21 protein-coding genes are annotated in these 21,857 nt (G+C 63.3%); 14 read left to right on the top strand and 7 right to left on the bottom strand.

Annotated elements, in window-relative coordinates; all coding sequences use genetic code 11:
- The first annotated feature begins 12 nt into the window (after positions 1 to 12).
- Positions 13 to 1,026, top strand: a complete 1,014-nt coding sequence (locus ACU688_RS26510; RefSeq protein WP_448187017.1) for a zinc-binding alcohol dehydrogenase family protein — start codon at positions 13 to 15, stop codon at positions 1,024 to 1,026.
- A 145-nt stretch (positions 1,027 to 1,171) separates the two neighbouring features.
- Positions 1,172 to 1,345, top strand: coding sequence for a hypothetical protein (locus tag ACU688_RS26505; protein ID WP_448187016.1), 174 nt, complete (start codon positions 1,172 to 1,174; stop codon positions 1,343 to 1,345).
- 8 nt (positions 1,346 to 1,353) lie between these two features.
- On the opposite strand, the gene ACU688_RS26500 is transcribed toward ACU688_RS26505, so the two are convergent.
- Both ACU688_RS26500 and ACU688_RS26495 read right to left on the bottom strand, forming a co-directional pair.
- Positions 1,354 to 2,547, bottom strand: coding sequence for a multidrug effflux MFS transporter (locus tag ACU688_RS26500; RefSeq protein WP_124528154.1), 1,194 nt, complete (start codon positions 2,545 to 2,547; stop codon positions 1,354 to 1,356).
- An 87-nt stretch (positions 2,548 to 2,634) separates the two neighbouring features.
- Positions 2,635 to 2,832: a heavy-metal-associated domain-containing protein gene (locus ACU688_RS26495; RefSeq protein ID WP_017735273.1), complete on the bottom strand. Its 198-nt coding sequence runs from the start codon at positions 2,830 to 2,832 to the stop codon at positions 2,635 to 2,637.
- Between the two features lie 147 nt (positions 2,833 to 2,979).
- Between ACU688_RS26495 and ACU688_RS26490 the strand changes: the two genes are divergently transcribed.
- The 3 genes from ACU688_RS26490 to cueR all read left to right on the top strand — a co-directional run bounded on the left by ACU688_RS26490 (position 2,980) and on the right by cueR (position 6,086).
- Entirely contained in the window at positions 2,980 to 3,360 is a 381-nt protein-coding gene (locus tag ACU688_RS26490; RefSeq protein ID WP_448187015.1) for a hypothetical protein, read from the top strand.
- A gap of 126 nt (positions 3,361 to 3,486) precedes the next feature.
- Positions 3,487 to 5,688: a heavy metal translocating P-type ATPase gene (locus ACU688_RS26485; protein WP_448187014.1), complete on the top strand. Its 2,202-nt coding sequence runs from the start codon at positions 3,487 to 3,489 to the stop codon at positions 5,686 to 5,688.
- Positions 5,685 to 6,086, top strand: a complete 402-nt coding sequence (cueR, locus tag ACU688_RS26480) for a Cu(I)-responsive transcriptional regulator (protein ID WP_448187013.1) — start codon at positions 5,685 to 5,687, stop codon at positions 6,084 to 6,086. Before ACU688_RS26485 ends, cueR begins: the two co-directional genes overlap by 4 nt.
- A 144-nt stretch (positions 6,087 to 6,230) precedes the next feature.
- Here the strand turns inward: cueR and ACU688_RS26475 are convergent, their stop codons facing one another.
- Positions 6,231 to 7,130, bottom strand: a complete 900-nt coding sequence (locus ACU688_RS26475; protein ID WP_017735277.1) for a PA4780 family RIO1-like protein kinase — start codon at positions 7,128 to 7,130, stop codon at positions 6,231 to 6,233.
- A gap of 124 nt (positions 7,131 to 7,254) precedes the next feature.
- Positions 7,255 to 8,532, bottom strand: a complete 1,278-nt coding sequence (locus ACU688_RS26470; RefSeq protein WP_448187012.1) for an acetyl-CoA C-acetyltransferase — start codon at positions 8,530 to 8,532, stop codon at positions 7,255 to 7,257.
- A gap of 113 nt (positions 8,533 to 8,645) precedes the next feature.
- Here ACU688_RS26470 and ACU688_RS26465 point away from each other — a divergent pair, with 113 nt between their 5' ends.
- The 4 genes from ACU688_RS26465 to ACU688_RS26450 all read left to right on the top strand — a co-directional run bounded on the left by ACU688_RS26465 (position 8,646) and on the right by ACU688_RS26450 (position 14,608).
- Complete coding sequence (locus ACU688_RS26465; RefSeq protein ID WP_448187011.1) at positions 8,646 to 9,989, top strand: 3-oxoacyl-ACP reductase; 1,344 nt, start codon at positions 8,646 to 8,648, stop codon at positions 9,987 to 9,989.
- A 2-nt stretch (positions 9,990 to 9,991) separates the two neighbouring features.
- On the top strand, positions 9,992 to 10,840 hold the full coding sequence (locus ACU688_RS26460) for a MaoC family dehydratase (RefSeq protein ID WP_448187010.1): 849 nt from the start codon (positions 9,992 to 9,994) through the stop codon (positions 10,838 to 10,840).
- A gap of 301 nt (positions 10,841 to 11,141) precedes the next feature.
- Positions 11,142 to 12,749 carry a collagen-like triple helix repeat-containing protein gene (locus tag ACU688_RS26455; protein WP_448187009.1) on the top strand — a complete coding sequence of 536 codons (1,608 nt, stop codon included), beginning with the start codon at positions 11,142 to 11,144 and terminating at the stop codon, positions 12,747 to 12,749.
- Between the two features lie 173 nt (positions 12,750 to 12,922).
- Positions 12,923 to 14,608, top strand: coding sequence for a ShlB/FhaC/HecB family hemolysin secretion/activation protein (locus ACU688_RS26450; RefSeq protein ID WP_448187008.1), 1,686 nt, complete (start codon positions 12,923 to 12,925; stop codon positions 14,606 to 14,608).
- A gap of 495 nt (positions 14,609 to 15,103) precedes the next feature.
- On the opposite strand, the gene ACU688_RS26445 is transcribed toward ACU688_RS26450, so the two are convergent.
- From ACU688_RS26445 to ACU688_RS26435, 3 genes are read right to left on the bottom strand one after another with little or no spacing between them, the layout of a single operon-like run.
- Positions 15,104 to 15,511, bottom strand: a complete 408-nt coding sequence (locus tag ACU688_RS26445; RefSeq protein ID WP_207043724.1) for a response regulator — start codon at positions 15,509 to 15,511, stop codon at positions 15,104 to 15,106.
- Positions 15,512 to 15,566: 55 nt separating this feature from the next.
- A complete protein-coding gene (locus tag ACU688_RS26440) occupies positions 15,567 to 15,764 on the bottom strand; it encodes a Flp family type IVb pilin (RefSeq protein WP_448187007.1) in 198 nt (65 codons plus the stop codon).
- A 42-nt stretch (positions 15,765 to 15,806) separates the two neighbouring features.
- Positions 15,807 to 15,998 (bottom strand): Flp family type IVb pilin, encoded by a 192-nt coding sequence (locus ACU688_RS26435; RefSeq protein ID WP_124525654.1) that lies wholly within the window; start codon positions 15,996 to 15,998, stop codon positions 15,807 to 15,809.
- Positions 15,999 to 16,313: 315 nt separating this feature from the next.
- Between ACU688_RS26435 and cpaB the strand changes: the two genes are divergently transcribed.
- Genes cpaB through ACU688_RS26410 form a run of 5 tightly spaced genes read left to right on the top strand, consistent with a single transcriptional unit; the run spans position 16,314 to position 21,857 of the window.
- Positions 16,314 to 17,258, top strand: a complete 945-nt coding sequence (gene cpaB, locus ACU688_RS26430; protein WP_448187006.1) for a Flp pilus assembly protein CpaB — start codon at positions 16,314 to 16,316, stop codon at positions 17,256 to 17,258.
- 20 nt (positions 17,259 to 17,278) lie between these two features.
- On the top strand, positions 17,279 to 18,496 hold the full coding sequence (locus tag ACU688_RS26425) for a type II and III secretion system protein family protein (protein WP_448187005.1): 1,218 nt from the start codon (positions 17,279 to 17,281) through the stop codon (positions 18,494 to 18,496).
- Positions 18,493 to 19,683, top strand: coding sequence for a CpaE/TadZ family protein (locus ACU688_RS26420; RefSeq protein ID WP_448187004.1), 1,191 nt, complete (start codon positions 18,493 to 18,495; stop codon positions 19,681 to 19,683). Before ACU688_RS26425 ends, ACU688_RS26420 begins: the two co-directional genes overlap by 4 nt.
- The gene (locus ACU688_RS26415) at positions 19,680 to 20,960 is read left to right on the top strand and encodes a TadA family conjugal transfer-associated ATPase (protein WP_448187003.1); all 1,281 of its coding nucleotides are present in this window, start codon (positions 19,680 to 19,682) and stop codon (positions 20,958 to 20,960) included. Before ACU688_RS26420 ends, ACU688_RS26415 begins: the two co-directional genes overlap by 4 nt.
- A gap of 12 nt (positions 20,961 to 20,972) precedes the next feature.
- A complete protein-coding gene (locus ACU688_RS26410) occupies positions 20,973 to 21,857 on the top strand; it encodes a type II secretion system F family protein (RefSeq protein WP_448187002.1) in 885 nt (294 codons plus the stop codon).

Genomic DNA, 21,857 nt, shown 5'->3' with positions numbered 1-21,857 from the left:
CCGGAGCTTCCCATGAAAGCCATCGCCTACTACGCCTCGCTGCCGATCAACGATCCCCTGGCCCTGCAAGACATCGAACTGCCCGAGCCGGTCGCCGGCCCGCGTGACCTGCTGGTGGAAGTCAAAGCCATCTCGGTCAACCCAGTGGACACCAAGGTGCGCCAGAACGTCGCCCCGGAAAACGGTGCCGCCAAGGTGCTGGGATGGGACGTGGCCGGTGTGGTCAAGGCCGTGGGCAGTGACGTCACGCTGTTCAAGGCCGGCGACAAGGTGTTCTACGCCGGCTCCCTCGTACGCCCGGGCGGCAACAGCGAGTGGCACACGGTGGATGAGCGCATCGTCGGCCATATGCCAAAAAGCCTGGGTTTCGCCGAAGCCGCAGCACTGCCGCTGACCGCTATCACTGCGTGGGAATTGCTCTTCGAGCGCCTGCAAGTGCGTGAAGGTAAAGAGGACCAGGGCCAGAGCCTGCTGATCGTCGGCGCCGCCGGTGGCGTGGGTTCGATCCTGACCCAATTGGCCAGCCAGCTCACGGCGTTGCGGGTCATCGGCACCGCTTCGCGCCCGGAAACCCAGGCCTGGGCCAAGGCACTGGGCGCCGATCTGGTGATTGACCACAGCCAACCGTTGAGTGAAGAACTGAAACGCGCCGGTGTCACCCACGTGACCCACGTCGCCAGCCTGACCCAGACCGACCAGCACCTGGACCAATTGGTCGAAGCCCTGCAACCCCAAGGCAAGCTGGCGCTGATCGACGATCCCAAGGCGCTGGACGTCAGCAAGCTCAAGCGCAAGAGCCTGTCGCTGCATTGGGAGTTCATGTACACCCGTTCGATGTTCGAGACCCCGGACATGATCGAGCAGCACCACCTGCTCAACCGCGTGGCCGAACTGATCGACGCCGGCACCCTGGAAACCACGGTGGGCGAGCACTTTGGTGTGATCAATGCGGCCAACCTGCGCCGCGCCCATGCGCTGCTGGAAAGCGGCAAGGCCAAGGGCAAGATCGTGCTGGAAGGGTTCTGACAGAGGTCTGTAGGTGTCGTCCGTTACTGCTGTGAGTAATGGACGAGACCATTAGTCCGAGAGTTGACCTTTGTCATATTTGCGCGGGTATTCGGGTTTATATTGGCCGCCTTTGCCACGATTCTTTTACGTGAGGAAGTCAGCAATGAAGATCCTGATAAAAGCGTTAGCAAAATCCCAATGGGAGGTGCGCCTGGATTCCAAGGCCATCACCTTCCACAGTGAGGCCGAGGCCCGCGCCTTTGCCGAGACCCTGCAAGCCCGTATCCAGGCGCCCCACCCCATCCCGCTCAGCCAGCAACGTTCCGCCGCTGGCTGACCTGCACCTCAGACCTGCGCTTGCGCGGCCCGAGCCCGTTGCAGGCGCTGGGTCGATACGGCCACCGTCACCGCCAACACGCCGCACAAGCTGATGACCATGGCCATCGGCATCGCCGTGCCATCGTGCAACAGGCCGACCAACGACGCCGCGCCCGCTGCCACACCAAACTGAATGCAACCGAGCAACGCCGACGCACTGCCCGCCCGCGCCCCTTGCCCGCTCATGGCGCACGCCGAGGTGTTGGGCAGAATGCAGCCCAGACTGGCGATACAGATAAACAGCGGCACCAGCAGCGGCCACAGCGCATCGGTGTGCAAGGCACTGATCGCCAGCAACGACAGGGCGGCCGCCAGGTACACCCACACGCTGCGCGACAGCAGGAACGCCGGGCCGCGTTTAGCCAGCAAGCGCGCGTTCACTTGGGCGATGAGGATAAAACCGGCGGCGTTGGAGCCGAAGACCCAGCCGTAATGCTCGGCGGGCACGCCATACAGTTTGATAAATACGAAAGGTGAACCGGCGATGTAGGCAAACATCCCGCCAATCGCAATACCGCCGGTGAGTGCATAACCGAGGTACACCCGGTCCGACAGCAGCGACAGGTAGCGGCGCAGCGAGCCGGACAACGGCTGGCGCGGCTGATGGGCCGGAAAGGTTTCCGGCAGGCCGACGGCAACGGCTACTGCCGCCATCACGCTGAAAAAAGTCAGCGCGAGGAAGATCGACTGCCAGCCCCACACGCCAACCATCACCCCACCCGCCAGCGGCGCGAGGATCGGCGCCAGCCCGGTGACCAGCATCAGTTGGGAGAACACTTTGGCCGAACCCACCGCATCACATTTGTCGCTGACCACCGCGCGGGAAATGACCATACCCGCACAACCGCCCAGGGCCTGGACGAAACGCGCGGCGATCAGCCAATCCAGGGAAGGCGCATAGGCGCAGGCGAAGGACGCCAAGGTAAACAGCGTGACGCCACTGAGCAGCGGAACACGCCGGCCAAAGCGGTCGGCCAGCGGGCCGTAGATCAATTGGCCAATGGCCAGGCCGATGAAATACACCGCCAGGGTTTGCTGGACATGTTTTTCGTCGGTGCCAAAAGCGATCGCCATGGCGGGGAAGCCCGGCAGGTAAAAATCGATCGCCAACGGCGCGAAGGCGCTCAAGGCGCCCAGGATCAGGATAATGCGCAGGTTCATGAAGGCACCCAAGTGAGTCGGCAGCCCGACAGTCTAGCCGCGCTTGGGGGCCTTGAACATTACGATAGCTCGCTAACTATTGAAAAATCAGGCGAGCTTGGCGCTGTAGCCTTCTTCGGTGATCGCACTGATGATTTGCTCGGCCGACAAACGACTCTCCACGCCGACTTCCTTGGCCGCCAGATCGACCTTCACACTGGCCGCCGGGTCCTGGCTCTGCACCGCCTGGGTGACCGACTTGACGCAATGGCCGCAGGTCATTCCTTCAACGCTGAATACTTGCATGACATGACTCCTTGATTGAGGGTGGAGGCAGTCTCGACCTTGCCATCATGGCAAGGTCAAGCGCCTAAAATATCGGCCGGGCTGGTATTCGCTCGCGCGGTCGGCCAAGCTTGAGTCATCTTTGATTTGAACCACGGAGCATTCGCCATGCGCTGGTCGTTTTTTGCCCTTGCCGGCCTGATGAGCTTGTCTGCCGCCGCACCGATGGCCAGTGCCGCAGAAGACTACGCGGTGTTGATCATTTCCCGGGAACGCCTGGAAGTGCCGACCAACTGCGAGATCGGCCTGTACCTCAATGATCAACTGGCCGGGCGGCTGTTCCAGGAGCAAGCCACCTCATTCAACTTGCCGGCGGGCAACCTGTCGCTGCGCCTCAAGTTGCTGCCCGGCCAGGCGCCAGGCTGCCTGCCGGGCCTGCTCGCACCACCGGCGCAGAACATCACCCTGAAGGCCGGCGACGTGCGCAAGTTGCGCATCGCCCAAGGCCCGGACGGCATGTACCTCAAGCCTGCCGCATTGGAATACTGACCACCGCCACCGATCGTTCCCACGCTCCGCGTGGGAATGCCTCTTAGGACGCTCCGCGTCCCGCACTTGACCTTCCCCACAGGTCAAGGTTGATCCTAGGGGCAACTTCTCCTGGAGGACTGCCCCATGAATGGATCGACCACCTTTGACCTGCCCATCAGCGGCATGACCTGCGCCAGCTGTGCCGGCCGCGTCGAACGCGCGCTGGGCAAGGTGCCGGGGGTGCAAAGCGTCAGCGTCAACCTGGCCAATGAACGCGCCCACGTCGAAGTCGCGGGCCAGATGGACCCCGGCGTATTGATTGCCGCCGTCGATAAAGCCGGCTACACCGCCAGCCTGCCGCAGAGTGAAACCGCCACCGAGGTCGATCAAGCCCAGCGCCTGCATCGCGAGCGCTGGTCGCTGGTGTTTGCGATTGCCTTGGCGCTGCCGCTGGTGCTGCCGATGCTGGTGGAGCCCTTCGGCGTGCACTGGATGCTGCCCGCCTGGGTGCAGTTCGCCCTCGCCACCCCGGTGCAGTTCATCTTCGGTGCGCGCTTCTATATAGCCGCCTGGAAAGCCGTGCGCGCCGGCGCCGGCAATATGGACCTGCTGGTGGCCATCGGCACCAGCGCCGGTTATGGCCTGAGCATTTATGAATGGCTCACCGCCCACCCCGGCATGGCGCCGCACCTGTATTTCGAAGCCTCGGCGGTGGTAATCGCCCTGGTGCTGCTGGGCAAATACCTCGAAAGCCGCGCCAAACGCCAAACTGCCAGCGCCATCCGCGCCCTCGAAGCCCTGCGCCCGGAGCGTGCGATTCGGGTGAGCGACGGCCGTGAAGAAGACGTCGCCATTAGTGCCCTGACCCTTGATGACCTGGTGCTGGTCAAACCCGGCGAACGCTTCCCGGTGGACGGTGAGGTGGTCGACGGCCAGAGCCACGCCGACGAAGCGCTGATCAGCGGCGAAAGCCTGCCGGTGCCCAAACAGCCGGGGGACAAGGTCACCGGCGGCGCCATCAACGGCGAAGGCCGCCTGCTGGTGCGCACCACCGCCTTGGGCGCCGAAAGCGTGCTGGCGCGGATCATCCGCCTGGTGGAAGACGCCCAGGCCGCCAAGGCACCGATCCAGAAACTGGTGGATAAAGTCAGCCAAGTATTCGTGCCTGCCGTGCTGGTGCTGGCGTTGGTCACGTTGGTGGGCTGGTGGCTGTACGGCGCGTCGCTGGAAACCGCGATCATCAACGCGGTGGCCGTGCTGGTGATTGCCTGCCCGTGCGCCCTCGGCCTGGCCACACCGACTGCAATCATGGCCGGCACCGGCGTGGCCGCGCGCCATGGCATCTTGATCAAGGACGCCGAAGCCCTGGAACGCGCCCATGAAGTCAGCGCGGTGGTGTTCGACAAGACCGGCACGCTCACCTCCGGCGCGCCGAAAATCGCCCACCTCGCCGCCGTGGATGGCAACGAAGCCCTGCTGTTGCAACAGGCCGGCGCGCTGCAACGCGGCAGCGAACACCCGCTGGCCAAGGCCGTGCTGGATGCGTGCAATGAACAAGATCTGCCAGTGGCGGACGTGACCGCCAGCCAATCCCTGACCGGGCGCGGCATCGCCGGTACCCTCGATGGCCGGCAGTTGGCCCTGGGCAATCGCCGCCTGCTGGAAGAAAGCGGCTTGAACGCCGGCGACCTGGCCGACGCCGCCAAGGCCTGGGAGGCCGAAGGCCGCACCTTGTCATGGTTGATCGAGCAAGGCGCGCAACCCCGCGTGCTGGGGCTGTTTGCCTTTGGCGACACGCTCAAGCCCGGCGCGCTCGAAGCGGTACACCTGCTCAAGGCGCAGCACATCAGCAGCCACCTGCTCACCGGCGACAACCGTGGCAGTGCGCGCGTGGTGGCAGAGGCATTGGGCATCGACGACGTGCACGCCGAAGTGTTACCCGCCGACAAAGCCGCCACCGTCGCCGAGTTGAAAAAAACCGGCGTGGTGGCGATGGTCGGCGACGGCATCAACGACGCCCCAGCCCTCGCCGCCGCCGACATCGGCATCGCCATGGGCGGCGGCACCGACGTGGCCATGCACGCGGCCGGCATCACCCTGATGCGCGGCGACCCACGCCTGGTACCGGCGGCGCTGGAGATTAGCCGCAAGACCTATGCAAAAATCCGCCAGAATTTGTTCTGGGCCTTTGTGTATAACTTGATCGGCATTCCCCTGGCGGCGTTCGGCCTGCTCAACCCGGTGCTGGCCGGCGCGGCGATGGCGCTGTCGAGTGTCAGCGTGGTGAGCAATGCCCTGCTGCTGAAAACCTGGAAACCCAAGGACCTCGAGGACCATCGCCCATGAACATCGGCCAAGCCGCACGCCAGAGCGGGCTCAGCGCCAAGATGATTCGCTACTACGAATCCATCGGCCTGCTCAAAGCCGCCCACCGCACCGACAGCGGCTACCGCGTGTACGGTGCCGACGACCTGCACACCCTGGCGTTTATCAAACGCTCGCGGGACCTGGGGTTTTCACTGGAAGAGGTCGGCAAGCTGCTGACCCTGTGGCAGGACCGGCAACGGGCCAGCGCCGATGTGAAGGCGTTGGCGCGCCAGCATATCGATGAGTTGAATCAGAAGATTCTGGAGTTGGGGCAACTGCGCGATACGTTGCAGGACCTGGTGGAGCACTGCCAGGGCGATCACCGGCCGGATTGTCCGATTCTCAAGGAGTTGGCTTCGGGCGGTTGCTGCACCTGAACGGAGTACACAAAAACAACTGTGGGAGCTGGTCTGTGTGGGAGCTGGCTTGCCTGCGATGCAGACACCTCGGTACATCAGTTACAGCGAGGTGATGCTATCGCAGGCAAGCCAGCTCCCACACAAGCTAGCTCCCACAGGGAGTTACTGCATCCAAGGCGGCGGCGGTGGCTCGTCCGGCACTTTGCTCTGCGGTGCATCATCCGCCGCCCGAATCGCCTGCCGACGCTCTTCATCCAGCCGCGCCGCTTCAATCTCGCGGATCACGCCGCCGACATCCGCCAACTCTTCCGGCTCATCGAACTCGCCAGTCAAGACGCTGGCCGGGTGCAAGGTGCCGGCTTCGTACAACGCCCACATTTCCTTGGCGTACTTGGTCTTCTTCAACTCCGGGGCAAAGCGCCCGAAGTACGAGGCCATGTTGCCCACATCCCGCTCCAGCATGCTGAACGCGTGGTTGTTGCCCGCCGCATCCACCGCCTGGGGCAGGTCGATGATCACCGGGCCGGTCGGCGTGAGCAGTACGTTGAACTCGGACAAGTCGCCGTGCACCAGGCCGGTACACAGCATCAGCACGATCTGCGAGATCAGGAAAGCGTGGTATTCACGCGCCTGGTCCGGCTCCAGCACCACGTCGTTCAGACGCGGCGCCGCATCGCCGTACTCGTCGGCCACCAGTTCCATCAACAGCACGCCTTCGAGGAAGTCGAACGGCTGGGGCACGCGAACGCCCGCACCGGCCAGGCGGAACAACGCCGCCACTTCAGCGTTCTGCCAGGCGTCTTCGGTTTCTTTCTTACCGAACTTGGAACCCTTGGCCATGGCCCGGGCTTGACGACTGTTGCGGACCTTGCGGCCCTCCTGGTATTCGGACGCTTGACGAAAACTTCGTTTGTTCGCCTCCTTGTAAACCTTGGCGCAACGCAATTCGTTGCCGCAGCGCACCACATAAACAGCTGCTTCTTTACCACTCATGAGTGGGCGCAGCACTTCGTCGACCAGACCGTCTTCGATCAGGGGTTCAATGCGTTTAGGAGTCTTCATCAGCTTTTATTGTGGGTCCTTTATTACCAAATACGCGTATGGCACTCGTTATACGGCAATCGGCTCGCCGGTGGGAGGGGCTACCGACCGTTGATCACTTAAGAATGCATCCAATGGGCCAGTTTCACCGTTCAATGATCGCGGTGACTCCCTGCCCGCCCGCTGCACAGATGGAAATCAGCCCGCGCCCCTTGCCTGCCGCATCCAGCAACTTGGCCAGGTTGGCGACGATACGTCCGCCTGTGGCCGCAAACGGGTGCCCGGCCGCCAGCGAGCTGCCCTTCACATTCAACCGGCTGCGGTCGATGCTCCCCAGTGGTGCATCCAGCCCGAGGCGCGTCTTGCAGTAGTCCGCATCCTCCCACGCCTTGAGCGTACACAACACCTGGGCCGCGAAGGCTTCGTGGATCTCGTAGTAATCGAAGTCTTGCAGCGTCAGACCATTCCTCGCCAACAAGCGCGGAACCGCATACACCGGCGCCATCAGCAGGCCTTCGGCACCGTTGACGAAATCCACCGCCGCCGCTTCACCGTCACGCAAATACGCGAGGATCGGCAAACCGCGCTCTTTCGCCCAGGCCTCGCTGCCCAACAGCACCAACGACGCACCATCGGTGAGCGGTGTGGAGTTGCCCGCAGTGAGCGTGCCCTTTTCGCTGCGTTCGAATGCCGGCTTGAGCGCCGCGAGTTTCTCCAGGGTCAGGTCGGGGCGCAGGTTGTTGTCACGGGTCAGGCCGAGGAACGGCGTGAGCAAATCGTTGTGCCAACCTTCGGCGTAAGCCGCCGCCATTTTCTGATGGCTTTCCAGGGCCAACTGATCCTGTTCGGCGCGGGGAATCTGCCAGGTCTGTGCCATCAGTTCGCAGTGTTGGCCCATGGACAACCCTGTGCGTGGTTCGCCATTGCGCGGCAGTTCCGGCTTGAGGTGATGGGGGCGCAGTTGCAGCAGGACTTTCAGCTTGTCGGCCATGGATTTGCTGCGGTTGGCTTGCAGCAAAATCTTGCGCAGCCCTTCATTCACGCCGATCGGCGCGTCGGACGTGGTGTCCACACCGCCAGCAATCCCGCACTCGATCTGGCCGAGGGCGATCTTGTTGGCCACCAGCAACGCGGCCTCCAGCCCAGTGCCACACGCCTGCTGGATGTCATAGGCCGGGGTTTGCGGCGACAGTCGCGAGCCGAGCACGCATTCGCGGGTCAGGTTGAAGTCACGGGAATGCTTGAGCACCGCGCCCGCCGCCACTTCGCCGAGGCGCAGGCCATGCAGGTTGTAGCGTTCGATCAGGCCTTCGAGCGCCGCCGTCAGCATCGCCTGGTTGCTCGCCGTGGCGTAAGGGCCATTGGAGCGGGCGAAGGGAATGCGGTTACCGCCGATGATCGCTACGCGGCGCAATTGAGTCATGGAAAGCTCCCTGAAGGTTGTGGGTGGAATCATTCAGCCTAGCCTAGGCTGATCGAACGACTACCGCCCCGGGGTGGTCAACCCTTTGAACCCCAGCTTTCGGAGAGCGTTCCATGTCTGACCGTTATATCGACTTCGCCAACTCAAGCCTCGGCCATCGCCTGGTCGCCGCCCTTGGCTTGCCGTCACCGGTACGCCTGGAACGCTGGCAAGCCGGACGCCTGCGCCCGGTGGAAGGGGCGCTGCTGCTGGGTGGTGGCGCGCTGGCAGCGAAGGTGCAGGCGTTCGCCCATAAGCTGACAGACGCGACCTACACCTATGGCGGCGAAGCGCCGACGTGGATTCCCGGCCACGGTCCCAAGCTCAAGGCCGTGGTGTTCGACGCCAGCGACTTGCAGCACACCGACCAACTCAAGCAACTGCGCGAATTCTTCCAGCCGCTGCTGAAAAACCTCGATCACAGCGCGCACCTGGTGATCCTCGGCCGTGCGCCGGAAAGCCTCGACGACCCGTTTGCCGCCAGCGCCCAACGTGCCCTCGACGGTTTCAGCCGCTCCCTGGCCAAGGAACTGCGCAATGGCGGCGTCCTGCAATTGCTCTATGTCGGCGACGGTGCCGAGGACCAGTTGGAGGGCGCGCTGCGCTTCTTCCTCTCGCCCAAAAGTGCCTACATCTCCGGGCAGGTGATTCGCCTGGAGGCGTGCGCAACGCAGGTCGAAGACTGGACTCGCCCCCTCGCCGGGCGCAAGGCGCTGGTCACCGGCGCCGCCCGTGGCATCGGTGCATCCATCGCCGAAACCCTGGCCCGCGACGGTGCGGAAGTCACCCTGCTCGACGTGCCCCAGGCCAAGGCCGACCTCGAAGCCCTCGCCGCCCGCCTGGGTGCGCGCAGCGTGGCGCTGGACATCTGCGCCGCCGACGCCGCCCAGCAGTTGATCGACCACCTGCCCGATGGCCTCGACATCCTCGTGCACAACGCCGGCATCACACGCGACAAAACCCTGGCCAACATGACCCCGGATTTTTGGGACGCGGTGCTAGCGGTGAACCTCAATGCCCCGCAAGTGCTGACCAAGGCGCTGATCGACAGCGGCACCCTGCACGACAACGCCCGCGTGGTGTTGCTGGCGTCCATCAGTGGCATCGCCGGCAACCGTGGGCAAACCAACTACGCCGCGAGCAAGGCCGGGTTGATCGGCCTCGCCCAAGCCTGGGCGCCACTGCTCAAAGGGCGTGGCATCAGCATCAACGCCGTGGCGCCGGGGTTTATCGAAACGCAGATGACCGCGCATATCCCCTTTGCCTTGCGTGAAGCAGGGCGACGCATGAGCTCGCTGGGCCAGGGTGGTTTGCCGCAAGACGTGGCCGAAGCCGTGGCCTGGCTGGGCCAGCCGGGCAGCGGTGCCATCAGTGGCCAGGCGCTGCGGGTGTGTGGGCAAAGTCTCTTGGGAGCGTAGGCATGGACTGGCAAACGTTGGACAGCACCCCGTCGCTACCGCCGCTGTATTGGCGCGCGGCACTCAAACGCAAGATCACCGGCAGCACGTTGCCCGAGCGTGGGCTGCGCTGCCGGGTGACCGTCAACCCCAACGCTGTCGCCAAGTACCGCAAGGTCTGCGGGTTTGCCGACAGCCCGATATTGCCAGCGACTTATCCGCATATCCTCGCGTTCGGCTTGCAGATGCAGCTGCTCACCGACAACAGCTTCCCCTTCCCGCTGCTGGGGCTGATTCACCTGAGCAATACCATCCGTATCCACCGGCCCTTGGGCGGCGTCAGCGAGCTGACCCTCAGCGTCCACGCACATGATCTCAAGCCGCATCCCAAGGGCGCGACCTTCGAGTTGGTGACCACCGTCAGCGATGCCCTCGGCCTGCTGTGGGAAGCCGAAAGCCGCATGCTCTGCCGAGGCGTAAAGCTCGACGGCGAAACCACGGACGCGGCGCAACCGAGCCCCACCCACGTCAGCGAGCTGACGCGCTGGCAAGCACCCGCCGATATCGGCCGGCGTTATGCGCGGGTCAGCGGCGACTACAACCCGATCCACCTCAGCGCCCTGACCGCCAAGCTGTTCGGCTTTCCCCAGGCCATCGCCCACGGGCTGTGGAACAAGGCCCACACCCTCGCCGCCTTGGGCGAACACTTGCCAGCCGCCAATGTTGAGATCAGCGTCGAGTTCAGGAAACCCGTGCGCCTGCCCAGTGAAGTGACGTTGTTTGCCAGCGCCGCCGGTTCGGCGGGTGAATTATGCTTGAGCGGCGCGGGCGGTATTGAACATATGGTAGGAAAATGGCAGCCGATCGCCTGAAACAAACTGCTTAATTGTATATATACACCCTAAGTTATAGCGGACCTTATAAGGTCCGCTATTTCGTTCAAGCCCTTGATTCAAAACACATATACATCTTGATACATCTAACTTTTATATCCTTGGCATTAGTCCCTAAGCAGAGACTTTACGACCGTATATAAATCGTTAATACCAAGTTGAGCATTGTCAGAAAGTGCCCCCTGGCCTGTTATAGCCCTACGGACAAACGCATCGCCCTCCATAGAAATGGCGAGTGTTTGAAGACAACTAAGGTTGTACAGGTGCAGGGATCTCAATCATGAAAACTCAAGTCGTGTTTTGGAAAGCAAGTACCGCGCTGGCCCTGGCAGTAGCATTGACGCTCGGCGGCTGCAGCAGCGGTGGTGGCGGGCATCACAGCGGTGGTTCATCTTCCACTGACGATACAACGGCCGGCACCGGCGGCACGGGCGGTGGTACCGGTGGCGGTACTGGCGGCGGAACCGGTGGTGGCACAGGTGGCGGTACCGGCGGTGGTACTGGCGGCGGCACCGGTGGTGGAACGGGCGGCGGTACAGGCGGTGGCACCGGTGGCGGCACCACTACCCCACTGGTCACCGCGACTGTCGTGGACACCCTGGGTACCACCGTGACTGGCGTAGGTACGACGGTCGGCAGCCTCGGCACCACCCTGGGCAGCTTGCCGATTGTCGGCGCCACGGCTGGCGGCCTGGTCACAGCGACCGGCAACGCCGTCGGCAGCATCGGCACCGGCCTGTCGGACGGGCTGGGCACCATCGGCACCAACAGCAATGCCGTGGGCACCACCCTTTCGGGCGTCGGCAACGCCGTTGCCGACCTGGGTGATGGCGTGAGCACCACCGGCGGCAATGTCGCGACCTTGCTCGGCAAAGTGCCGGTGGTGAGTGGCGCCGCACCTGTAGTCGGCGGTGTAGTCGATAAAGTCGGCAACGTCGTGACCATGCTCGGTGACACCCTGAGCACCGCCAGCACCACCGGCCCATTGGGTTCGCTCACCAACACCGTGGGCGCCAAAGTGCTGGTGCCAGTGGTTTCTCTCGTAGAAAAAACCACCGGCCAAGTGGGCAGCACAACCGGCGTCGGCGGCCCGGTTGGCGGCCTGCTGAACAAAGTCGGCAGTACCGTTGATGGCCTTGGCGACAAAGTTGCCGGCGCTGGCGGCACCGGCAACCCTGTGACCGGCGCCGTGGGCGGCGTACTGAACGGCGTGGGCACTGTGGTCGGCAGCGCCGGCGGCTATGTCAACCCAACCACTGGCACCGGCAGCGGTTCCGGCGGCGGCATTGGCACTGGCAACCTCGGCCTGCCGGAACTCATCGGTGGCGTGATTGCGGGCGCCGGCAACGGCCTGAATGCAGGCAACACCAACGGCGTGGTCAGCGCGGCGGGCGTCACCGGTGGCAGTGTTGGCGGTACCGTGGCATCCCTCGGCACTCTGCTGGGCGGTAATGGCGTACCAAACGCCGCAGCCGGTGCGCCGGTCGCGGCACTCACCACCAGCCTGGGCAGCGCGCTTAACCCAGTCACCAGTGGCGTCACCAGCCTCACCCAAAACGTCGGCAACAGCACTGGCCTGGGGGCTCCGGTCAACGGCCTGGTGACCAACGTCGGCGGCGCCGTCAGCGGCCTGGGCGGCAAAATCACCGGCACCAATGCCAACCCGGTTACCAATGCCCTGGGCGGCACTGTGAGCGCAGTCGGTAGCACCGTGACCTCGGTGGGCGGCCTGGTCACCGGGGGTACCAGCGGTAGCGGTGGTGGTTTGCTCGGCGGCGGCCTGAGCCTGGGCGGCAGCGCATCTGCCGGCGCCAGCGCCAGTGCCGGGGCCAGCACCAGCGGCGGCGGCCTGGGCGGCTTGCTCGGTGGCCTGACCGGCAAAAAATAGAATTGCACCTGGCCGATTAGACGGCCTCCCCTACAGCGCCTACGCTTGGTTGAGACGAGAGACCCAATAAGTCTCTCGTCTTTTTTATGCGCCAATGAAAGGCACCCGAACCGCGCCCCAGAGCCGGCGGGAATCTGCGAAACGCTGCTGCAGTTTTGACCATGGAGTGTCCTATGCGCGCTTTGACGCCGCTGTTGTTGCTTACCCTCAGTGCTTACGCCCACGCCGAAACCCTACCCAGCTTCCTCAATAGCAACGACACCATCCGCAACCTGCCCGTGCCCAACCTGCCCGCCGACGCCTACCGGCCAAACACCCCGCAAACCCAGTTGCCAACGCCGGCGACCAGCGAAGCCCAGCCGCTGCTGATGGACACCAAAGTGACCATCAGCAAACTGCAGATCGACGGCGGCACGGTCTACCCGCTCAAGGAACTGGGGCAGGCCTTCGAACCGCTGATTGGCCATGAAACCAACATCGCCCAACTGATCGAGGCCACCCGCAGCATCACAAAGCGCTACCAAACAGACGGCTACCTGCTGTCCTATGCCTTCCTGCCGGAACAAAGTTTCGAGGGTGGCCTGGTCCACGTGGTGCTGGTGGAGGGTTATGTGCGCGATTACCAGCTGCAAGGCGATATCGGCTCGGTGTCGTCCTACGTGGACAAACTCGCCGAAAAGCTCAAGGCCGAACGCCCGCTGACCCGCAAGACCTTCGAGCGCTACACCACGCTGATGGGCGCGATTCCCGGCGTGACCTTGCAGGCGCAAGTGCCGCCACCGCGCACCACCGATGGCGGCACGCACATGCAGATCACCGCCGGCCGCAAGCCCTTCACCACCAGCATGAGCCTCAACCAGGCCAGCCGTGGCGGCCTGCAAGCGCTGGTCAGCGCCACCAGCAACTCGCAGACGTCGATGGGTGAACAGTTGACCGTCAGCGCCCTGGCGCCGCCGGGCAACGACAAGGAACACTACTACCGCGCCGCCTACAGCCAGTTCGTCAACGCCGAGGGCACCCAGCTGGTGCTGTCAGGCGAACGCTACCGCGCCGACCCAGGTACCAACGTGCGGCTGGACGGCGGCTTCCAACTCAAGCCGCACCAGGCCATCGACCGCTTCTCCATTGGCGTGAGCCACCCCGTGATTGCCTCGCCGACCGAGTCGTTGAGCCTCGGCACACGCATTTATGGCGTCGATCAGAAAACCCGCTATCAACTGGTGGGTTTCCCCAACCGCTTCGACTTGGAAACCAATCTGCGCGCCCTGGCCTTCGAAGGCGATTGGCGCAAGGCCGACACCGACCAACTGCGCATCCTCAGCGCCGGCCTGTATCAAGGCATCAATGGCATGGGCGCCAAGACCCACAGCGACTTCGACGGGGTAAAACCCGACCTGGATTTCTTCCGCCTGCGCCTGTCCGGCGTGCAAAGCAACAAGCTGTTCGGCAGCAACTTCCAGGGCGTGCTTTCCGGGGCGTTCTACTGGAGTGACGACACCCTGCCCGACAGCGAACGCGCCACCTTCGGCGGGCAGAATTTCGCCCGTGGCTACCCCGACGATCAGGGCTCGGGCGACAAGGGCTGGGGGCTGGCCTACGAGATCAACTACAGCTACAACCGTGCCGGCGACTGGGTGCGCATCCTGCAACCGTACGTGGTGTTCGACCGCGCCAAGACCTGGTTCAACGTACTGCCGATCAGGGGCAACGACCTGTCATCCGCCGCCGTGGGCCTGCGCTTTGGCGACAGCCAGTACTACAACATCGCGCTGGAGGCGGCCAAACCGCTGTCGGACGTCGCGCTGGACAGCTTTGACCGGCGGCCGCGGTATACGCTGAGTTTCAGTTACCAACTCTGATCAGGCCGATGTGTGTAGGAGGACCTCTGTGGGAGCTGGCTTGCCTGCGATAGCCATATGTATCGACACAACGACTGGACCTGACAAAACTCGAAGCTCTGGCTCTGGCTCTGGCTTTTCAGCTTTTGATCTTGATCTTAGGCGCCCCGTTAACCACGCTGGCCGAACGCAGGCTTGAATCCGTGGGTAACCCGGCAGGACGCCGGGTTAGCCGTCCTGGGCCAAGGATGGCCCATGACGGCGGCCCACGGATTCAAGCCTGCGTTCGGGCACACCGAGCCTAGGCGAGGTGCCGAGTGGTGGGGCAAGAGCCCTTTTGGTTACTTTTGGGGCTCTTTTCCAAAAGTGACCCGCCGTAAGGGCGGAACCCTAATCAGCCGTTACCTCAATAACGGATATGTACTCCGACCAAAAAGCCTCAGCGCCTAACACATAGCTATCGCAGGCAAGCCAGCTCCCACAAAAGCAAGCTCCCACAGTGAGCCCAACTGGCCGCTAGAACTGGCGCTTCTGCAGGGGAAACAAACTGTTGAGAGTATCGATCAACCGCACCAGGTAGATCGGCTTGCGAAACAGGTCCAACACCTGCAAGCGCAGCATGTCGCTGACGTCATCCATCTCGGCATGGCCCGACATCACGATCACCGGCAGATGCTGGCGAGACGTGTGTTCGCGCAGGCGCTTGATCAGGGAGATACCGCTTTCTTCAGGCATGCGCAGGTCGGTGATGATCAGTGCGATATCCGGGTTGAGGGTCAATTCCTGCAACGCGTCGGTCACGGAGGTGGCGGTAAAACACACAAATCCCTCATTGGAGAGGGATTCGGCCAGTTCAATCAGGGCGTCCTCTTCGTCGTCCACCAGGAGAAGTTGTTGCCGTGAAGCAGGCGCAGAGGGACTCATGGCGAAAGATCCAGACACTAAGAATCTACTCAGGTTAGTCGTGTCGCGGGATTGATCAAGTCGATGCAATGCTCGCTTCGATCAGGTTGAACAGCACCTTCACACGGTCACTTATCGGAGTCATGAAGATCCCGATCACTGCCGCGCACATCGCCGCCACAATGGCGTATTCAATGCCCGAGGCGCCGTCCCTGGCGCTCACCATTACCAGCATTTTGAAGTAGATAAAACGAATGCTTTCTTCGATTTGCATGTAGAGCTCCGTCAAAAGAGGAGAAAGCGTTTCGCTAAAAAATCAAGTGCCGATACCGGTTTGAATCGAGGTAAAAATGGACTTCACTTTAGTGCTGATCGGCGACATGAACGCCCCGATCACCGCCGCACACATCGCCGCGACAATCGCATATTCAATACCGGAGGCCCCCTCTCTTCCGTAAGACAGAATCTGGATTTTGATAAACACTTTACGAATGGCATCAAGGAACATATGACTTCTCCTTTGCGCTGAGAGCGCGGATGTAGCGGGCTTGCAACATGATCTCGCTATGCCACTAGAGCATTGTCGGCAAATTCACTCCCAACAAGTGTAATAAGCGACTAATCACAAAGTATTAGTCAGAACCTTGGCGCCAAAGCACCAATGTTTGCGCCGCGATACACAATATTTCCATGCAGTAATGGCATTTCGTCCTAGCTGAACTACCTTCCAATAGCGAAATAGTTGAATACCCAGAACGAACTGATTGCGTAGTCGCTGGATGGACCCGTCGAAAGGTCTGGCAGTAGGAAAGGGAGAGCCTTCATGAGCAGTCGTATCAGCATGATTCTGGCCGGGGTACTGTTGCTGGGAGCGTTGATTGCCGGGTACTGGGGCCTGGTTCTCAGCCGCCCGGAGCCGGTTGCCGCCGTCGCGCCACCTGTCATTAATAACGCCCCTGTCGCTGCCATCGAAGACCCGACCCGCCAACCCGTGGTCGTGCTGGCCCATGACGTGCCGCCCTTCGTCGCCCTCACCGCCGCCGACCTGACGGTGGAGAAGCTCAAGACCGTCCCCGCCGGCAGCCTCACCTCACTGGACCAGGCCGTCGGCCGCACGCCATGGCGCGCCCTGCAAGCCGGCACCTGGCTGACCGAAGAAAGCTTCAATGCCGGTGGCAACCTGTCGCGCATGATCCGCGCCGATGAGCGAGCACTGGCGGTTGCGGTGGATGAAGTGACCGGCGCCGGTGGCCAATTGAACCCTGGCGACTATGTCGATGTGATGCTGTATCTGCGCTCGGAGAACGGCAACCCGCAACCCTCCGCACAAACCGTCGTGCCGGCGCTACGCCTGCTGGGGGTGGGCGATCAACTGGGCCTGACCAACGACGGCATGCCCGGCTCTCCGGTGGCCATCACCGCCGAAGACAAAGCCAAGCAGCAACAAGGCCGTGCCACCGCGCGCACGGTGTTGCTGGCAGTCCCCGAGCAGTTGATGAGCCGCCTGGTCCTCGCCGTGCAAGCCGGCAGCCTGCGCCTGGCCGTGCGCAGCGCCGACGAACAGCGCCTGAGCCACTACTGGGCTGGCGACAGCGACTCTGCGCAGAACCTGGACAACGCCAAGCGCGACCTCTACCAGTTCAACCAACTGGCGCAAACCGCGCCGCCGATCAGCAACTTCAACCCGACAGCCACTAAAAATGCCGCCCCGCGTCGTTCGGGTGTCGAGGTGATACGCGGTAACCAGGTCACTCAACAAACGCCCTGATAGCGCTAAGGATGCCTTGAATGAGCAGTCGTTCCATGCCGAAGTTTTCGCGAGTGTTCTGCGCCCTTGTCACCCTCGCCCTGCCCGTCGGCGCGGCACAGGCGGCACCGGGCAATTGCGCCAGTCTGGGGCAGTTGCCGGCGACGCTTGAGGTCGGTGAAGGCCTGCAACAGGCTATCCAGTCCCCGGTGGCCATTACCCGGCTGGCGGTCGGCGACCCGAAAATCGCCGACGTCCACGTCAACGGCAACCAGGCCTTCCTGCTCACCGGCGTCTCGTCCGGCGCCACCAGCCTGATGATCTGGACGGCCTGTTCGCCCAGCCCGCGCCAGAGCATGGTGTTCGTCAAGGGCAAGGCCACCTCCGCCTTGACCAGCCTGTCGTTGTCGCCGTCGGAAGACCCGTCGCTGCCCAGCCAGGTGCAGACCGATATCCGTTTTGTCGAAGTCAGCCGCACCAAGCTCAAGGAAGCGAGCACCAAGTTTCTCGGGGTTGGCACCAACTTTTTCCTCAGCAGCCCGAACATCCTGTCCCCCTCAGAGAGCGTGTTCAAACTGCCGGTAAGCACCGATAACTTCAACGTCGGCTTTGGCGGCGGCCGCGTCAAGGCGATGATCAACGCCCTGGAAAGCAGCGGCTTCGCCTACACCCTGGCGCGTCCCAGCCTGGTGGCCCTGAGCGGCCAGAGCGCGACCTTCCTTGCTGGCGGCGAAGTGCCGATCCCGGTGCCCAGCGCCGGCAGCGACACCATCACCATCGAGTACAAGGAGTTCGGCATTCGCCTGACCCTCACCCCCACAGTGATCGACCGCAACCGCATCACCCTCAAGGTCGCGCCGGAAGTCAGCGAGCTGGACTACAGCAACGCCATCGCGATCCAGGGCATCCAGGTGCCCGCGCTCACCGTGCGCCGCACCGACACCAGCGTGTCCCTGGCCGATGGCGAGAGCTTCGTGATCAGCGGCCTGATCAGCACCAACAACCGCTCCACCATCGCCAAGTTTCCCGGCCTGGGCGACATCCCGATCCTCGGCGCGTTCTTTCGTGACTCCAACATCAGCCGCGAAGAAAAAGAGCTGCTGATGATCGTCACGCCGCACCTGGTCCAACCCCTCGCCGCCAATGCGCAACTGCCGTCCCTGCCGGGGGAAAACCTGCGCAGCTACGACCCGAACTGGTACCGCCTGTTCTTCCTCGAAAACGGCAACTTCGACCGACGCACAGGACTCTCCCAATGAGCGAAAGCCTGAGCCAGACCTTCCTGGCAATCACCCGCAACAGCACCGACCTGGAATGGCTGCAAGGTGCCCTCGCGCCTCTGGGCCAAGTGGTCAGCGCCGGCAGCGGCAGCCTCGACGAGCTGCTCGCCTTGGTGGACGTGACCTTCGCCAACCTGGTGTTCATCGGCCTCGACCGCGAAAACGTCACCAACCAGTGCGCGCTGATCGAAGGCGCCCTGGAGGCCAAGCCGATGCTGGCGATCGTGGCCCTGGGCGACGGCATGGACAATCAGCTTGTGCTGAATGCGATGCGCGCCGGCGCGCGGGATTTTGTCGCCTACGGCTCGCGCTCCAGCGAAGTCGCGGGGCTGGTGCGCCGCCTGAGCAAACGCCTGCCGGCCGTGGCTCACACCAGCCACTTGGGCGGCCTTACCGTGTTGTATGGCACCCAGTGCGGCACCGACGGCGCCATGTTGGCCGGGCACCTGGCGCACGTGGTGCAGAAAAGCGGCCAGCAAACCCTGGTCCTCGACCTCGGCCTGCCCCGGGGCGACAGCCTGGCGCTGCTGGGCCTGGAAAGCTCGTTTCACTTTGGCGACGCCTTGCGTCACCTGCGCCGCCTCGACGCCACCCTGATCAACAGCGCCTTCACCGCCACCGAAGCGGGCTTGCGCATCCTCGCCTACACCGACAGCGACGAGCCCCTGGAACACACCAGCGCCGCCGAGCTGTACATGTTGCTCAGCGCCTTGCGCCAGCACTTCCAGCACATCGTGGTGAACCTCACCGGGCAACCCGACAGCGAAGCCCTGCGCACCTTTGTCAGCCATTGCGACAAGCTTTTGTGGTGCACCGACCAAAGCGTGCTGGACTGCCGGCGCAACCTGGCAGTGCTCAATCGCTGGCGCGAAAAAGGCATGAAACTGGAACACGGCCGGTTACTGATCGACCGCTACATCAAAGGCGCCGCACCCGAGGCCGAAGCCCTGGGCAAAACCTTTGGCCTGGAAGTCATCGCCGTGTTGCCCCTGGCCGCAGAACTGCGCCTGAACGCGAAGAACCAGGGCCAGAGCCTGTTCACCCTGGCCCCGCGCGAACCCTTGACCCAAGGCTTGCGGGTACTCGGCGAGCGCCTGGCCAAACGTTCCGAAGGCCTTGAGAAACCCACCGCCAACTGGCTCACCCGCCTGTGGGGGCCCAAGTGAGCGGCGAAAAGCTGTTCGGTGTGCCCGGTGCGGGCGCGCGCGGCGCGGTCGGCAATACCGATCACGACGGCCTCAAGCTGGTGCTGCACCGCTACATCATCGACGCCATCGAGGAGTCGGGGAAAAACCTGCTGGAAGGCACACGCCAGTCCCTCGCGCAGTTTGTGATCGACAAGGTCAACGAATACATCACCCGCATGCACCTGGCGATTTCCCGCTATGAGATGGAGCGCCTGGCCGAAGAGATCGTCGACGAACTCACCGGCTTCGGCCCGCTGGAAGTACTGCTGCGCGATGCCTCCGTGACGGAAATCCTGGTCAACGGCCCGCACCGGGTGTTCGTCGAGCGCGATGGCTTGCTGCATCAAAGTGACCTGCGTTTTATCGACGACCACCATGTGGAGCGCGTCATGCAACGCATCCTCGCGCCCTTGGGGCGGCGCCTGGACGAATCCTCGCCGATGGTCGATGCGCGCTTGCCCGATGGCAGCCGGGTCAACGCGATCATCCCGCCGATTGCCCTCGACGGGCCGTGCCTGTCGATTCGGAAATTCCGCAAGGACATGCTCAAGAGCAGCGACCTGGTGGCCATGCAGACCATCGACCAACCGATCTTCGAGTTCTTCCAGGAGGCCGTGGGCAAGCGCTGCAACATCCTGATCAGCGGCGGTACCGGCACCGGTAAAACCACGCTGCTGAACATTCTCAGCCAACTGATCAACCCCCACGAACGCCTGGTCACCATCGAAGACGTGGCCGAGTTGCAACTGGGCCACCCCCACGTGGTGCGCCTGGAAACCCGCCCGCCGAATGCCGAGGGGCACGGTGAAGTGAAGGCCAGCGACCTGATCCGCAACGCCCTGCGGATGCGCCCCGACCGCATCATCCTCGGCGAGATCCGTGGCGTGGAGGTGCTCGACGTGCTCACCGCGATGAACACCGGCCACGACGGCTCCATGAGCACCGTACACGCCAACAACGCCCAGGATGCGCTGCTGCGGCTGGAGACCCTGGTGGGCCTGACCGGGCGCACGGTCGCGGAAAAAACCCTGCGACAGATGATCTGTGCGGCCCTCGATGTGATCATCCAATTGTCGCGCATGCCCGACGGCCGCCGCTGCGTCACCGAGGTGGTGGAAGTGGTCGGCGTGCGCGATGACGTGTATGTCACCAATACCCTGTTCCGCCTCGACAAACGCACCGGCTACGGTTTTTTGCGCGAAGCCATCAACCCCGCCGGCGACAAACTTCGCCGCGAAAGCCACCTGCCGCAGTAGGAGGTGCCGCCCATGCTTGCTCCGATCCTGCTCGCGCTGATGTCCCTGGCCATGCTGTTGCTCGGCCTGCAACTGATGCGCCGTGGCGTGCGTCAGGCGCAGACCGACCGCGTGCTGGAACGCCTGGCCCACGGGCAGCCCGACAGCCCGGAGAACAATCCGGTACTGACCAGCCTGGAACGCACCTTCATGCGCGCCGGCCTGGGCAAGCCGACCGAGCGCCTGGGCCTGTGGCTGACCCTGTGGGCGCTGGGCGCGGTGCTGGGCTTGCTCGCCTTCGAATGGCTGGGGTTGCTGGTGATGCTGCTGACGCCGCCGCTGGTGCTGCGCTTCTACATCTCGCTACGTTATCAACGGCGGTTGCGCCGCATGATCGAACAACTGCCGCAATTGCTCGACCACGCCGTACGCAGCCTCAAGTCCGGACGCACCCTGGCCGATGCGGTGCTCGGCGCCATCGATGCCAGCGAAGACCCGTTGCAGACTGCCATGGGCCGCATCAAGCGCAACGTGTTGCTGGGGGTCAGCCTGCCGGAAGCGGCGCACGACTTCGCCGAGCTGTATGAACAGGATGAGCTGCGCCTGTTTGCCCTCGGCTTGAAGGTCAACCATCGCTATGGCGGCAACGCCAGCGAGCTGCTGGAAAACCTGATCAAAATGATCCGCGAGCGTGACCAGGGCGCGCGCCAACTGCGCGCCATGACCGGCGAAACCCGCGTCACCGCCGTGGTGCTGGCGCTGCTGCCGGTCAGCGTGGCCGGCTACTTCCTGCTGACCAACCCGACGTACCTGGTGGGCATGTGGGCCGATGGCAGCGGCCAGTTGCTGCTGATCGGCGCCTTCAGCATGCAGATCATCGGTTGCGTGGCGCTGTGGCGCATGCTGAGGAGCATCTGA

It is taken from the genome of Pseudomonas acericola (SeqCode), from assembly GCF_053456465.1.
The sequence above is the reverse complement of the archived record's forward strand: the minus strand, read 5'-3'. Positions and strand labels throughout refer to the sequence as shown.

Coding starts and splice junctions, on each gene's coding strand:
- ACU688_RS26490 (WP_448187015.1), top strand. CDS start 2,980: ATGCGCTGGTCGTTTTTTGCCCTTGCCGGCCTGATGAGCTTGTCTGCC.
- ACU688_RS26455 (WP_448187009.1), top strand. CDS start 11,142: ATGAAAACTCAAGTCGTGTTTTGGAAAGCAAGTACCGCGCTGGCCCTG.
- cpaB (WP_448187006.1), top strand. CDS start 16,314: ATGAGCAGTCGTATCAGCATGATTCTGGCCGGGGTACTGTTGCTGGGA.
- ACU688_RS26460 (WP_448187010.1), top strand. CDS start 9,992: ATGGACTGGCAAACGTTGGACAGCACCCCGTCGCTACCGCCGCTGTAT.
- ACU688_RS26440 (WP_448187007.1), bottom strand. CDS start 15,764: ATGCAAATCGAAGAAAGCATTCGTTTTATCTACTTCAAAATGCTGGTA.
- ACU688_RS26435 (WP_124525654.1), bottom strand. CDS start 15,998: ATGTTCCTTGATGCCATTCGTAAAGTGTTTATCAAAATCCAGATTCTG.
- ACU688_RS26420 (WP_448187004.1), top strand. CDS start 18,493: ATGAGCGAAAGCCTGAGCCAGACCTTCCTGGCAATCACCCGCAACAGC.
- ACU688_RS26475 (WP_017735277.1), bottom strand. CDS start 7,130: ATGAAGACTCCTAAACGCATTGAACCCCTGATCGAAGACGGTCTGGTC.
- ACU688_RS26470 (WP_448187012.1), bottom strand. CDS start 8,532: ATGACTCAATTGCGCCGCGTAGCGATCATCGGCGGTAACCGCATTCCC.
- cueR (WP_448187013.1), top strand. CDS start 5,685: ATGAACATCGGCCAAGCCGCACGCCAGAGCGGGCTCAGCGCCAAGATG.
- ACU688_RS26425 (WP_448187005.1), top strand. CDS start 17,279: ATGAGCAGTCGTTCCATGCCGAAGTTTTCGCGAGTGTTCTGCGCCCTT.
- ACU688_RS26495 (WP_017735273.1), bottom strand. CDS start 2,832: ATGCAAGTATTCAGCGTTGAAGGAATGACCTGCGGCCATTGCGTCAAG.
- ACU688_RS26485 (WP_448187014.1), top strand. CDS start 3,487: ATGAATGGATCGACCACCTTTGACCTGCCCATCAGCGGCATGACCTGC.
- ACU688_RS26465 (WP_448187011.1), top strand. CDS start 8,646: ATGTCTGACCGTTATATCGACTTCGCCAACTCAAGCCTCGGCCATCGC.
- ACU688_RS26505 (WP_448187016.1), top strand. CDS start 1,172: ATGAAGATCCTGATAAAAGCGTTAGCAAAATCCCAATGGGAGGTGCGC.
- ACU688_RS26510 (WP_448187017.1), top strand. CDS start 13: ATGAAAGCCATCGCCTACTACGCCTCGCTGCCGATCAACGATCCCCTG.
- ACU688_RS26410 (WP_448187002.1), top strand. CDS start 20,973: ATGCTTGCTCCGATCCTGCTCGCGCTGATGTCCCTGGCCATGCTGTTG.
- ACU688_RS26500 (WP_124528154.1), bottom strand. CDS start 2,547: ATGAACCTGCGCATTATCCTGATCCTGGGCGCCTTGAGCGCCTTCGCG.
- ACU688_RS26445 (WP_207043724.1), bottom strand. CDS start 15,511: ATGAGTCCCTCTGCGCCTGCTTCACGGCAACAACTTCTCCTGGTGGAC.
- ACU688_RS26450 (WP_448187008.1), top strand. CDS start 12,923: ATGCGCGCTTTGACGCCGCTGTTGTTGCTTACCCTCAGTGCTTACGCC.